The organism is Nonomuraea sp. NPDC048881, from assembly GCF_040649795.1.
In the GTDB taxonomy this organism is placed as follows: domain Bacteria; phylum Actinomycetota; class Actinomycetes; order Streptosporangiales; family Streptosporangiaceae; genus Nonomuraea.
Window position 1 is genome coordinate 500,380 of sequence record NZ_JBEZGC010000002.1, and the last position, 12,482, is coordinate 512,861.

At 73.2% G+C, this 12,482-nt stretch carries 12 protein-coding genes; 6 read left to right on the forward strand and 6 right to left on the reverse strand.

Features of this window, described 5'->3' with window-relative positions:
- Positions 1-11 precede the first annotated feature (11 nt).
- Positions 12-158, forward strand: a complete 147-nt coding sequence (locus tag AB0C33_RS07845; protein ID WP_358284750.1) for a hypothetical protein — start codon at positions 12-14, stop codon at positions 156-158.
- A gap of 57 nt (positions 159-215) precedes the next feature.
- Positions 216-1,259 (forward strand): glycoside hydrolase family 88 protein, encoded by a 1,044-nt coding sequence (locus AB0C33_RS07850; protein WP_358284752.1) that lies wholly within the window; start codon positions 216-218, stop codon positions 1,257-1,259.
- Here AB0C33_RS07850 and AB0C33_RS07855 read toward each other — a convergent pair.
- From AB0C33_RS07855 to AB0C33_RS07875, 5 genes are all read right to left on the reverse strand, one after another.
- Entirely contained in the window at positions 1,256-2,116 is an 861-nt protein-coding gene (locus AB0C33_RS07855; RefSeq protein WP_358284754.1) for a sugar phosphate isomerase/epimerase, read from the reverse strand. The genes AB0C33_RS07850 and AB0C33_RS07855 overlap by 4 nt on opposite strands.
- Positions 2,113-3,273, reverse strand: coding sequence for a DUF993 family protein (locus AB0C33_RS07860; protein ID WP_358284756.1), 1,161 nt, complete (start codon positions 3,271-3,273; stop codon positions 2,113-2,115). The genes AB0C33_RS07855 and AB0C33_RS07860 overlap by 4 nt, the downstream gene beginning before the upstream one ends.
- A complete protein-coding gene (locus AB0C33_RS07865; RefSeq protein WP_358284758.1) occupies positions 3,270-4,415 on the reverse strand; it encodes a Gfo/Idh/MocA family oxidoreductase in 1,146 nt (381 codons plus the stop codon). The genes AB0C33_RS07860 and AB0C33_RS07865 overlap by 4 nt, the downstream gene beginning before the upstream one ends.
- 132 nt (positions 4,416-4,547) lie before the next feature.
- Positions 4,548-5,762, reverse strand: a complete 1,215-nt coding sequence (locus AB0C33_RS07870) for a ribonuclease D (RefSeq protein WP_358284760.1) — start codon at positions 5,760-5,762, stop codon at positions 4,548-4,550.
- Positions 5,763-5,807: 45 nt separating this feature from the next.
- Positions 5,808-6,404, reverse strand: coding sequence for a DUF3000 domain-containing protein (locus AB0C33_RS07875; RefSeq protein WP_352365603.1), 597 nt, complete (start codon positions 6,402-6,404; stop codon positions 5,808-5,810).
- A gap of 653 nt (positions 6,405-7,057) precedes the next feature.
- Between AB0C33_RS07875 and hemE the strand changes: the two genes are divergently transcribed.
- Positions 7,058-8,056, forward strand: coding sequence for a uroporphyrinogen decarboxylase (hemE, locus tag AB0C33_RS07880; RefSeq protein WP_358285965.1), 999 nt, complete (start codon positions 7,058-7,060; stop codon positions 8,054-8,056).
- Between the two features lie 3 nt (positions 8,057-8,059).
- Here the strand turns inward: hemE and AB0C33_RS07885 are convergent, their stop codons facing one another.
- Positions 8,060-9,022 (reverse strand): DUF4349 domain-containing protein, encoded by a 963-nt coding sequence (locus tag AB0C33_RS07885; RefSeq protein ID WP_358284762.1) that lies wholly within the window; start codon positions 9,020-9,022, stop codon positions 8,060-8,062.
- Between the two features lie 107 nt (positions 9,023-9,129).
- Between AB0C33_RS07885 and hemG the strand changes: the two genes are divergently transcribed.
- From hemG to AB0C33_RS07900, 3 genes are all read left to right on the forward strand, one after another.
- Positions 9,130-10,533, forward strand: coding sequence for a protoporphyrinogen oxidase (hemG, locus tag AB0C33_RS07890; RefSeq protein ID WP_358284764.1), 1,404 nt, complete (start codon positions 9,130-9,132; stop codon positions 10,531-10,533).
- 5 nt (positions 10,534-10,538) lie between these two features.
- Positions 10,539-11,240 (forward strand): hydrogen peroxide-dependent heme synthase, encoded by a 702-nt coding sequence (gene hemQ, locus AB0C33_RS07895; protein ID WP_352365611.1) that lies wholly within the window; start codon positions 10,539-10,541, stop codon positions 11,238-11,240.
- A 317-nt stretch (positions 11,241-11,557) separates the two neighbouring features.
- The gene (locus tag AB0C33_RS07900; RefSeq protein ID WP_358284766.1) at positions 11,558-12,403 is read left to right on the forward strand and encodes a hypothetical protein; all 846 of its coding nucleotides are present in this window, start codon (positions 11,558-11,560) and stop codon (positions 12,401-12,403) included.
- Positions 12,404-12,482 lie beyond the last annotated feature (79 nt).

A 12,482-nucleotide genomic window follows, 5' to 3' on the forward strand; every position in this document is an offset into this window, starting at 1 on the left:
ATGGTGATCAGGTGCCCGATCCGTACTGGAATCACAACGTGCACTACCAGCGGCTGGTGCTCAGCCTGATCCCACCCGGCTCGTCCCGCGCCCCCGGCTGCCGGTTCCGCCGGTTGTTGCTGCGGCGCTACCTGATCGTCTGGGACGCGTCCCGTTAAGCCCGTGCCGCCCCGGGTAACCGGAGGAGGCATCACGTTTCCGGATGAGGCGGTTCCATGCTGGTCACAGAGCTGGTGCGCAGGGTCGGCGGGACCCTCCCGCAGTCTCAAGGACGCTTCCCCCTCTACGCCGACCCCGTGACGGGCGAATGGACCTGGTCCGAGGACGGAGACTGGTGCGGCGGCTTCTGGGGCGGCCTGCTGTCCCTGGCCGCGGCCGCCACCGGCGAGCCCCGCTACGCCCGCGCCGCCGGCCAGGTCGCCGAGCGGCTGGCCGCCCGCACCGACGCCCCCACGCTGCTGCGCGGCATGTTGTTCTGGTACGGCGCCGCGCTCCCGGCCGTGCTCGCCGGCGACGAGGACCCCGGCGCCACGACCGCCGTGGCCGCCGCCCGGTCGCTGAGCATCGGCTTCGACCCGCTGGCCGGCCTGCTGCCGCCCCAGGAGGAGGACGTCGTCAAATACGGCTGGCCGCGCCCCGGCGCCTGCGTGGACGGCCTGCCCGGCACCGTCCCGCTGCTGGCCTTCGCCTGCGAACGCACCGGAGCCCGCGAGCTGCTGGTGATGGCCGAGTCCCACGCCCGCACCGGCTACGCCATGTGCGTACGGGAGGACGGCTCGGTCGCCCAGACCTCGGCCGGCGCCGTCAACGGCTCCTCTCCTACCAGCACCTGGGCCCGCGCGCAGGCGTGGGCCATGCTGGGCCTGGCCCAGGCCGCCCACCTGTCGGCCGAGTTCATCGGCCCGGCCACCGAGGTCGCCGACTGGTACCTGGCCCACGTCCCGTCCGACCTGGTCTGCTACTGGGACTTCGACGACCCCGGCATCCCCGCCGCGCCCCGCGACACCTCGGCCACCGCGATCGCCGCCGCCGCCCTGGCCAAGCTCGCGCCGCTGGCCAAGGACGGCTACCGCGAGCAGGCCGCCCGCACGCTGGACGCGCTGGCCCGCGACCACCTCAACGAGCACGGCGGCTTGGTGGACGGCTGCTACGACCGGCGCAAGGGCCTGGCCACCGCCCACGAGCTGGTCTGGGGCGACTACTTCCTGCTCGAAGCCGCCCTCACCCTCGACGGCACGATCGACCCCGGCCGCGTCTAGACCACCAGCTCGGCGTAGCGGGCCTTCATCGTGGCCAGCACCTCGTCCGGGTCGGCCGCCCAGACGTCGGCGTTGAAGATCTCGACCTCGATGTCGCCCGCGTACCCGGCGGCCAGCACGGCCCGGGTGATCGGCGCGAAGTCGATCACCCCGTCGCCCATCATGCCCCGCCCGAGCAGCACGTCGGCGGGCAGCGGGTGCAGGTAGTCGCACACCTGGTACGACGCGATGCGCCGCCCGGCCCGCGCGACGTCCTCGGCCAGCCTGGGGTCCCACCACACGTGGAAGGTGTCCACCACCACCCCGACCTGCTCCTCCGGGTAGGGCAGGCTGAGGTCGAGCGCCTGGCCCAGCGTGGACAGCACCGCCCGGTCGGGGCAGTAGATCGGATGCAGCGGCTCCAGCGCCAGCCTGACGCCGCGCTCGCCGGCGTAGGGCGCCAGCACCGACAGCGCCTCGGCGACCCGCTCCCGCGCACCGGCGACGTCCTTGGAGAAACCGGACGGCAGCGGCTCGCCCGGCCGCACTCCCGGCAGCCCGCCGACCACCATCACCAGGCACGCGGCCGCCAGCTCGGCCGCCTCGTCCACGGCCCGCCGGTTGTCGTCGAGCGCCCGCTCGAACGCGCGCCGCCCCTCCTCGCCGGGCAGCCCGCCCGCCGTGAGGAAGCCGCCCCGGCACAGCGAGGACACCCGCAGCCCGGCCTCGCGCACCAGCTTGGCGCTGCGCGCGAGCCCCTCCTCGGCCACCTTCTCGCGCCACAGCCCGATCGCCTCCAGGCCGTGCCGCGCGCAGCCGTCCACGGCTTCGGCGACCGACCAGCGCCTGGTCGTCCACTGGTTCAGCGACAGGCTCACAGGCCGTTCACCGCCAGCAGCGCCGTCATCCTGCGCACGGCCAGCTCCTGGTCGGCCAGCAGCCCGGCCCGGTCGGCCAGCCTGAACACCTCCGCCAGGTGGCGCAGCGAGCGCGCCGACTGGGCGCCGTTCACCATGGCGAACGCGTCCTGGTGGCCGTTGAGCCAGGCCAGGAAGACGATGCCGGTCTTGTAGTGGTACGTCGGCGCCTCGAAGATCTTCCGCGACAGGGCGACCGTGGGGGCCAGGATCTCGTCGTAGCGGGCCAGGTGGCGGGCCGCCTCCTCGCCACTGGTTGTTTCGGCGGCGTCCAGCTCGCGCAGGGCGGCGGCGGCGGCCGGGGCGATCGCGTCGAAGATGCCGAGCAGCGCGTGCGAGCCCGACCTGATGAGGGAGGGGTAGTTGAAGTCGTCGCCGGTGTAGAGCCGGACGCCCTCGGGGAGCGCGGCGCGCAGCCGCACCTCGTGCTCCTCGTCCAGCAGCGACACCTTGACGCCGTCCACCACGGCGGCGTGGGCGTGGACCAGCTCCAGGAACGACTCCGTCGCCGCGTCCACGTCCGGCGCGCCCCAGTAGCCGGCGAGTTGCGGGTCGAACATCTCGCCCAGCCAGTGCAGGATCACCGGGCGGTCGGCCAGGCCGAGGACCTTGCCGTACACCTGGTGGTAGTCGGCGGGCCCGGCCGCCACCCTGGCCAGCTGCCGGGAGGCCATCACGATCACGCCCGCCCCGGCCGCCTGGACGGCCTCCACCTGCTCGGCGTACGCGGCGGTGATCGTGTGCAGGTCGGCGGCGCCGGGCGCGTGGTCGGTGCCCGCGCCGCAGGCCACCAGCGCCGCCGGGTCGCCGAAGGCGCGCGCCTCCTCGGCGCTGAGCCGGATCAGCTCCCTGGTCGCCGCCCAGTCCAGGCCCATGTTGCGCTGGGCGGTGTCCATGGCGTCGGCCACCCGCAGGCCGTGCGACCACAGGTGGCGGCGGAAGCGCAGCGTGGCCTCCCAGTCGACGGCGGCGGGGGAGCCCGGCGTGTTGTCGCCGAGCGGGTCGGCGACGACGTGCGCGGCCGCGTAGACCACCCGGCTCGCGGCCGGGGCGGCCGAGGCCGGCCAGGTCACCGGCTCGCGCAGCTCGTACGCGCCGCCCGGCAGGTCGATCCTCACAGCTGCGGCACCTCGATCCGGCGGCCCTCGGCGTTCGAGCGCAGGCCCAGCTCGGCGAGCTGCACGCCGCGCGCCCCCGAGGCGAAGTCGTTGGGGAACGGCGCGTCCTCCAGCACGTGCCGGACGAACGCCGCCCACTGGACCTTGAACCCGTTGTCGAACTCGGCGTTGTCCGGCACCTCCTGCCAGTCGTCGCGGAAGCGGGCCGTGGCGGGCAGGTCGGGGTTCCAGACCGGCTTGGGGGTGGCGGCCCGGTGCTGGAAGCGGCAGTTGCGCAGGCCCGCGACGGCGCTGCCGTGCGTGCCGTCCACCTGGAACTCGACCAGCTCGTCGCGGTTCACGCGGACCGTCCAGGAGGAGTTGATCTGCGCGATCACGTCCCCTTCGAGCTCGAAGATGCCGTACGCGGCGTCGTCCGCGGTGGCCTCGTACGCGCGGCCCTGCTCGTCCACCCGGGACGGGACGTGCGTCACGGCCTTGGCGTAGACCGACCGGACCCGGCCGAACAGGTTCTCCAGCACGTAGTGCCAGTGCGGGAACATGTCGAGCACGATCCCGCCGCCGTCCTGCGCCCGGTAGTTCCAGGACGGGCGCTGCGCCTCCTGCCAGTCGCCCTCGAACACCCAGTAGCCGAACTCGCCGCGCACCGACAGGATCCGGCCGAAGAACCCGCCGTCGATCAGCCGCTTCAGCTTGAGCAGGCCCGGCAGGAACAGCTTGTCCTGCACGACGCCGTTCTTCACACCCCTGGCCGTGGCGGCCTCGGCCAGCGCGACGGCCTCCTGCACCGACTCGGCCGTGGGCTTCTCGGCGTAGACGTGCTTGCCCGCCTCGATGGCCTTGAGCACGGCCTTGACGCGGGCGCTGGTGACCTGGGCGTCGAAGTAGATCAGGTTGTCGTCGTCGGCGAGGGCGGCGTCGAGGTCGGTGGTGAAGTCGGGGATCCCGTGCCGGTCGGCGATGTCGGCGAGCTTGTCGGCGTTCCGGCCGACCAGGACCGGGCGCAGCCTGACCCGGTCGCCGTCCGAGAGCGTGACGCCGCCCTGCTCGTTGATGGCCAGGACGGAACGGACGAGGTGCTGGCGATAGCCCATTCGTCCGGTGACGCCGTTCATCACGACGCCGATGGTGCGCACGCTCATGGGGATCCCTTCAGGCAACGGATGGGGAAAGCGCTTTCCCGAAACGTACGGCCGTCCCCCTCCGAGCGTCAAGTGGGACGGTGACGCCGGCGGGCGGAGGCGGGCCCTCCGCCCGTACGCCGGCGGGGAAAGCTAACCGTCGAGCCGGGCCAGCGCCTTGGCGATGGGATGGGCCGTGAGCGAGAGCTGCCACTCACGCGCCCCGAGCGCCCGCAGCCGCGCGGTCACGCTCTCGTCGGTGATCTCAGCGGGGGGTTCCCAGGTGAGCCTGCGCACCGCGTCGGGCTGGAGCAGGTTCTCCGTGGGCATGCGGTGCTCCTCGGCCAGCGCGGCCACCACGGCCCGCGCCGCCGCGAGACGCTTGGCCGCCGCCGGGTCGCGGTCGGCCCAGCGGTTGGGCGGGGGCGGCCCGTCGCCGGGCGTGCTCGGCTGGGGCAGCTCGCCGTCGGGCAACGTCCGCGCCCGGTTGACGGCGGCCAGCCAGTCGTTCATGTAGCGGCGGGCGCTGCGGCCGGTGAAGGCCGAGATCTCGGTCAGGGCCTTCTTCGTGCGGGGCCCCTCAAGGGCGGCGGTGACGATCGCGGCGTCGGGCAGCACCCGGCCGGGGGCCAGGTCGTTCTCCCTGGCGATCGTGTCGCGCATGGTCCACAGCTCGCGCACGATGGCCAGCGCGCGCACGTTGCGCACCTTGTGGATGCCCGACGTACGCCGCCACGGGTCGGAGCGCGGCGCCGGCGGCGGGGTGTTGAGCACGGCCGCGAACTCCTCGCGCGCCCACTCCAGCTTCCCCGACCCGGCCAGCTCCTGGTGGAGCATGTCGCGCAGCTCGACCAGCACCTCGACGTCGAGGGCGGCGTAGCGCAGCCAGTCCTCCGGCAGCGGCCTGGTGGACCAGTCGGCGGCCGAGTGGCCCTTCTCCAGCCGCAGCCCGAGCACGGTCTCGACCATCGTGCCGAGCCCGACGCGTTCGTAACCGAGCAGCCGGCCGGCCAGCTCGGTGTCGAAGATCTCGCGCGGCTTGAAGCCGACCTCCATCAGGCACGGCAGGTCCTGGGACGCGGCGTGCAGCACGACCTCGGTGCCGGTGAGCGCGGCGTCGAGCGCCGACAGGTCGGGGCAGCCGACCGGGTCGATCAACGCGGTGCCGGCGCCGGCCCGGCGGAGCTGGACCAGGTAGGCCCGGTTGCCGTAGCGGTAGCCGGAGGCGCGCTCGGCGTCGACCGCCACGGGGCCGGTGCCCGCGGCGAAGGCGTCGACGACCCGCGCCAGCCCGTGCGCGTCGGCGATCACCGGGGGGATGCCCTCGCGGGGTTCGAGCAGGGGCTCGACGATGCGTTCTTCTGTCATGAGCTCACCGACCTCATGACGCTGGTGCTGTCTTGACTGGTGCCCTCACTTCGTACGGTCACTCTCCGGATCATCACGTCGGCGCGGCAGCGCGGCCACGTCGGGCGGGAGCGGCGGGATCCCCGCCGCCAGGCACATGAGGTCGCACCAGGCGGCGACGTGGCCGGACAGATCCTCCTCGGCGGGCGACCAGGACGCACGCAGCTCAAGCTCGGTCGTGACCGGGTCTTCCGCCTTGTTGCCGAAGCCCTCGGACACGGCTCTAGTCACGGTACCGCCCGCGGCGGAGTAGTCGGCTTCGTGCGCCTCCAGGGCCTCGGTCAGCCAGCTCCACACGACCGGGCCGAGCAGCGGGTCGGAAGTGATCTCCGGCTCCATGTCGGCCCGGACGTAGGCCACCAGCCGGAACGGGCCCTCCCAGCCGCGCTGGCCGTCGGGGTCGTAGAGCAGGATCAGCCGGCCGACCGCGAGCTCGTCGTCGTCGCGGTAGACCGAGGCGCCGATGGCGGCCGAGTAGGGGGCCAGCCGCTGCGGCGCGGGGAGGTCCTCCAGCTCGATCTCCGGCCTGACCTCGGACAGCCGCAGGCTCTGCGCCGCGCGGGTGAACGCGGCGGGCGGCGGTGGCTGGTCACCGAGGGTCATAGCCGAAGCGTAGGTCGAGGACGGACGGAAGGGGACCACGGGGGTGCTCATCCTTGGTGATCAAGCCGCTGCCGTAACCAGCTGGCGAACCGGTCGGGTGGTCTCGGCCGAGCCGAGCAGGATCGCGTGGCCGCATTCGGCGCAGGACCATTCCGGGCACTCGCCAGGACCGTGTCCGTCGAAGCAGGGCGGCTGCTCGAACAGCCGCTCGCCGGCGCAGGCAGCACAGCGCTCGCTGCGAACCTCCGGGGAACTCCACAACGCGGTCATCGCACCAGTCATCGAACCGGGGCCTTTCTTCGGGTCGTGGCTCCGACGTTGGCACGAGCCGCTGACAATTCCCCGCAACGCGCTCGGCGTGTCCCGAAAGTGGTCGCTGAATCGGTGCCGCGCGGTGGGTTGGTGAACATTTGGTCCAGTCGAGACCGGCTCTCTGGGCGGGCATGGGGTGTGTTCGACCCGAGTGTGACGCCGCTGCCGGGCAGACCGGTAAACCTTCATCTGGCTATCTGATCATGATTTTGGGTATCCAATGCATGTTTTTCCGACACCCCGCGCCGATGTCCCGGCCGATCCGGTCACCCCGCGCCGATGTCCCGGCCGATCGGGTGCCATGGCACCCTTGGAGGGTGAATCTCGCCGACTCAGCCTTCCTGCGCGCCTGCCGCAGGCAGCCCGTCCCGCACACCCCGGTCTGGTACATGAGGCAGGCCGGGCGATCGCTGCCCGAATACCTGAAGGTCCGCGAGGGTGTGCCGATGCTCACCGCCTGCGCGACGCCCGACCTGATCGTCGAGATCACCATGCAGCCCGTGCGCCGCTACGGCGTCGACGCGGCCATCTTCTTCAGCGACATCGTCGTCCCGCTCAAGGCCATCGGCGTCGACCTCGACATCAAGCCGGGCGTCGGCCCGGTCGTCGCCGACCCGATCCGCGACGCGCGGGCCGTGGAGGCGCTGCGCCCGCTGGAGCCGGGCGACGTGCCGTACGTGACGGAGGCGATCTCGGCCCTGGTCGGCGAGCTGGGCGGCACCCCGCTGATCGGCTTCGCCGGCGCGCCCTTCACGCTCGGGTCCTACCTCATCGAGGGCGGCCCGTCGAAGAACCACGACCGCACCAAGGCCATGATGTACGGCGAGCCCGCCCTGTGGCACTCCCTCATGGAACGCCTGTCCGACATCGTGCTGGAGCACCTGCGCATCCAGATCGCGGCCGGCGCCTCGGCGATCCAGCTGTTCGACTCGTGGGTGGGCGCGGTGGCCCCGGAGGACTACCGCGAGTTCGTCCTGCCCCACACCCGGCGCATCTTCGAGGGCGTCGCGGGCGTGCCCCGCATCCACTTCGGCGTGGGCACCGGCGAGCTGCTCGGCGTGCTCGGCGAGGCCGGGGCCGACGTCGTGGGCGTCGACTGGCGGGTGCCGCTCGACGAGGCGGCCCGGCGCGTCGGGCCGGGCAAGGCGCTGCAAGGAAACCTCGACCCGGCGATCCTGCTCGCGCCGTGGGAGGTCGTGGAGCGCAGGGCCCGCGAGGTGCTGCGGCGCGGCGCGGCGGCCGAGGGGCACGTGTTCAACCTCGGCCACGGCGTGCTCCCCTCGACCGACCCCGACCAGCTCAAGCGCCTGACCGACCTGGTGCACGAAGCGGGCGCCTGACCCTCACGCCGCCGACGGCCCGGGCTCGGCGGGCTCGGGCTCGGCGGGCTCGGGCTCGGCAGGGCGCGCGGGGCGGCGCGCGCGGTTGCGCCGCACCAGGAACACCGCCACGGCCACCAGCGGCGCCAGGACGAGCAGCCACGGCAGCAGCGCGCCGACCACGGTCAGCGCCGTCTTGGTGAACGACACCAGCGCCTCCCACCCGGTCTTCAGCCCGCCGAGGAAGCCCGCCGGCTCCTCGGCCGGGTCCTCGACCACGGTCACCGGCCCGACCAGCCGGAGCGTCAGCGTGGCCATCGCGACCTGGGTGGCAAGCTCCTTCTGCTGCGCCTGCAACGCCTCCAGGTCCGCCTCGCGGGAGTTGATCTCCCGCTCCACCTGCAGCACCTGCCCGATGGTCTCGGCCTTCTTCAGCAGCGTGCGCAGCGACTCCAGCGACTTCTGCGCCGACTTCAGCCGGCTCTCGACGTCGGCGACCTGGAGGGTGACGTCCTGGGTGCCCTGGGTCATCGAGAGCTGCTTGCCCAGCTCCTTGCCCAGCCTGGCGGTCACGTCGGCGTACCGGGTGGGCGGGATCTTGAACTCCAGCAGGGCCGAGTCCTCGGTGTCGCCGGCCGACTCGGCCTCCTCCTTCGACAGGTAGCCGCCCGCCGCCGTGACGAGCTGCTTGGCCTGCTGCGCGGCCGAGGTGACCTGCTTGGCGCGGACGGTCATGCTGCCGGTGTAGATCACCTGCCGGTCCAGCTGCCGCTGGGCCAGTTTGACGCCGGAGACCGCGCTGTCGCCGTCCTGCGGCGCGGCCTGCTTCTGCGGCGCGGCCAGGTCCCGCGCCTCGGGGGCGGCCATGCCCTGCGAGGCCACCGCGGGCGAGCCGCCCGACGTCATCTCGGCGCTGCCGCCGCCGCAGCCCGCGAGCAGCAGAGTGGCGCAGGCCGAGAGCGCGATGCCTAACCGGATTCTCCTCATGCCCTTATGACGGAAACTGGATCACCCCGGTTTGGCGACATACATCACGGTAGGGTCACGTGCCCCGATCAGCTGGGTGGTCTGCCGAGGCGGTAGCGTCAGGAGACGTGGAAGGGAAACGGGCGCACGTCGTCGTCATCGGCGGTGGGATCTCCGGCCTGGCGGCCGCGTGGTTCCTCCGTCAGGGTACGAGCGAGCAGGTCAAGGTGACCGTGTTGGAGGGCAGCCCCCGCCTCGGCGGCAAGCTGCACGCCTCCGAGGTCGCGGGGGTGAGCCTCGACGCCGGGGCCGAGGCCATGCTGGCCCGCCGGCCGGAGGGCGTCGAGCTGGCCAAGGCTGTCGGGCTGGAGGACGAGTTGGTCCTTCCCGGCACCGTGCGGTCGGCCGTCTACTCCAGGGGCGCGCTGCGGCAGATGCCGAAGGGGCACGTCATGGGCGTGCCGGCCGACCTGGCGGAGCTGGCCAGGTCCGGCATCGTCTCGCCCGGCGGCCTGCTGCGAGTGCCGCTCGACCAGGTCCTGCCGCCCACGCTGGTGCGCACCGACGTGTCCGTGGCCTCCTACATCCGGGCCAGGATGGGCGGTGAGATCGTCGAGCGCCTGGTCGAGCCGCTGCTCGGCGGGGTCTACGCCGGCCGTTCCGACATGCTGTCGCTGGAGGCGACGATGCCGCAGGTCGCGGCCGTCGCCAGGGCCGAGCGCTCGTTGCTGAGCGCCGCCCGGCACATCGTCGAGGAGGCGCCCAAGAACGGCGGGCCGGTCTTCACGACGCTGCGCCAGGGCCTGGGCGGCCTGCCCGAGGCGGTGGCCAAGGCGTCCGGGGCCGACGTCCGCACCGGCGTGACCGTGCGCGAGCTCCACCGCACCGAGCACGGCTGGCGGCTGGTCGCCGGGCCGGTGCCGCGGCCCGAGGTGATCGAGGCCGACGCCGTCATCCTGGCCACGCCCGCGCCCGCCGCCGCCCGCCTGCTCAAGGCCGAGGTGCCCAAGGCCGCCGCCGAGCTGGCCAGGATCGAGTACGCCAGCATGGCCGTCGTCACGCTCGCCTACCCGATCGATGCGCTCCCGCAGCCGCCGACCGGCAGCGGCTACCTGGTGCCGCCGGTGGAGGGCCGGCCGGTCAAGGCGGTGACGTTCAGCTCGGTCAAGTGGCCCCACCTGGCCCAGGACCTGCTGCTCGTCCGCTGCTCGGTCGGCAGGATCGGCGAGGAGCACCTGCTCCAGCGCGACGACGCCGAGCTGGTGTCGCTGGCCACGGCCGAGCTGGCCGACGTGATCGGCGTGCGCGGCCTGCCGGTCGACAGCCGGGTCACCCGCTGGGGCGGCGGGCTGCCGCAGTACAACGTGGGCCACCTCGACCGGGTGGCCAGGGTGCGCGCCGCGGTCTCGGGCGCCGCCGGGCTCGCCGTGTGCGGCGCGGCCTACGACGGCATCGGCGTCCCCGCCTGCATCGCGACCGCCCGCACGGCCGCGGCCCGGATTCTGGACCACCTGTCGCGAGAAGGAGAATGAAGGACATGACAGAGGGCGCGCCGCGGCCGAAGGCCCGCGATCTCAACCAGGTGATCCGTTACACCATGTGGTCGGTCTTCCAGGTGACCGAGCAGGTCCCGGGCAACCGGGAGAACATGGCCGACGAGGTCGAGGAGCTGCTCGCACAGGCGGCCGGCAAGGACGTCGTGACCAGGGGGGTCTACGACGTCGCCGGCTTCCGTGCCGACGCCGACTACATGTTCTGGTGGCACGCTCCCACGCCCGAGGACCTCCAGGACGTCTACTCCCGGTTCCGCCGCACCGGCCTCGGCCGGCACAGCAGGCCGGTCTGGTCGGCCATGGCGCTCCACCGGCCGGCCGAGTTCAACAAGTCCCACATCCCGGCCTTCCTGGCCGAGGAGGAGCCGCGGGCGTACGTCAGCGTCTACCCGTTCGTCCGCTCCTACGAGTGGTACCTGCTGGAGGACTCCGAGCGGCGGGCGATGCTGGCCGAGCACGGCCGGATGGCCCGCGACTACCCCGACGTGCGGGCCAACACCGTGGCCTGCTTCTCGCTCAACGACTACGAGTGGATGCTGGCGTTCGAGGCCGACGAGCTCCACCGCATCGTCGACCTGATGCGCACGCTGCGCGGCGCGCAGGCCCGCCGCCACACCCGCGTGGAGATCCCGTTCTACACGGGCGCCCGCAAGCCGGTGCAGGAGCTCGTCGCGGCCCTGCCCTAGCGGTCACGGTGGCCCGGGGCGGCCCGGGGCGGCGAGGAACGTCGGGGCCAACTTGACGATCTCCCTGAAGTGATCTATCCCCTTTGTCACAATCGAGGGTGAATTCCCTTTCGGTGGCGTGACGTCGGTGGCACGGTCCACGCAGGGGCTAGGAGGGCCGGGTGGAACAGTCCGCGGAAGGTCAGGGCCCCGGGCGCCGGCGCGCGCCAGGCCGTCATGCGGCGTTACGGGACACGACACCGTCCGCCCAGCAACCCGGCGACCGGGCGGAGCCTCGCACCGGCGGCCGGGCAGAGGCACGTGCGGGTCACGCGCGGGTGACCGGCGGCCCGGCGGAGGCGCGTGCGGGACGCGGGCGGCGTGGGCGGCGGCGGCGCGGGCGTGCGGGAACACGGGGCCTGGCCGCGGGCGCGGTGGCGCTGGCCGGGGGAGTGGCGCTGCTGCTCGGCCTGAACGGCGCGTTCGGCGGGACGGTCGCCGCCTCCGGAGCCCCGGCCGGCGCGGACGGCGCCACGGCCCGGCAGGACCCGGCGGCCGAGGGCGGCGTCCCGGCGAACCCGGGACGGGCGCCGGCCAGCGGCAAGGGCGCCGCGGAGGCGCGCGAGCTGCCGAAGGGCCAGGCCCGGCCGAGCACGCCGGCCGCCGCCGACCCCGCCGGCTCAGGGACGCCCGCCCGGACCGGCGCCGCCGACCCCGCCGCGAAGCCGGACGCCGTCCAGGGCAAGCCGGACACCGTCACGGGAAAGACCGAGACCGGCGACGCCCAGGTCAGCCTGCCCGAGGCCGACGACCCGGGCGCGGCCAAGGGCGGCGACTCGGCCGGTTACAAGGCCGACGGACCGTCGCGGCACACCGACCGGGAGGCCGCCGAGTACTTCCGCGCCCGTTGGGGGCGGGGCGACAAGGCGATGAAACACCTCAAGGACATCCGCACCGTAGGCGGATATCTGCGCATTTACACGAACTTACCGGACAGCGCCGACAACTCCGCCGCGGCCATCACGCTGTGCAAACGCGGCCTGGAGTACCTCAGGGCGAACGGCGTGAAGCGTCCGATCGTGTTCGTGCAGGCGGAGTTCGGCGAGAACGGGAACCCCGTCCTCGCCAACATCCTGGGCCCGTCCGATCACAGCTGCCGTGTCACGTACCCCCGGCCGAACTGACGCGCGCCGGGAAACCGCGAGAGCCCCCGAGGCGGGCTAGCGCACCCGGACCCTCGTCTTCGAGCACACCTCACACCGC

What these genes read in the sequence shown, in the direction of transcription:
- AB0C33_RS07875 (WP_352365603.1), bottom strand. Translation starts at nt 6,404, where the DNA reads ATGACCCTCGGTGACCAGCCACCGCCGCCCGCCGCGTTCACCCGCGCG.
- AB0C33_RS07870 (WP_358284760.1), bottom strand. Translation starts at nt 5,762, where the DNA reads ATGACAGAAGAACGCATCGTCGAGCCCCTGCTCGAACCCCGCGAGGGC.
- hemQ (WP_352365611.1), top strand. Translation starts at nt 10,539, where the DNA reads ATGACAGAGGGCGCGCCGCGGCCGAAGGCCCGCGATCTCAACCAGGTG.
- AB0C33_RS07865 (WP_358284758.1), bottom strand. Translation starts at nt 4,415, where the DNA reads ATGAGCGTGCGCACCATCGGCGTCGTGATGAACGGCGTCACCGGACGA.
- AB0C33_RS07850 (WP_358284752.1), top strand. Translation starts at nt 216, where the DNA reads ATGCTGGTCACAGAGCTGGTGCGCAGGGTCGGCGGGACCCTCCCGCAG.
- AB0C33_RS07885 (WP_358284762.1), bottom strand. Translation starts at nt 9,022, where the DNA reads ATGAGGAGAATCCGGTTAGGCATCGCGCTCTCGGCCTGCGCCACTCTG.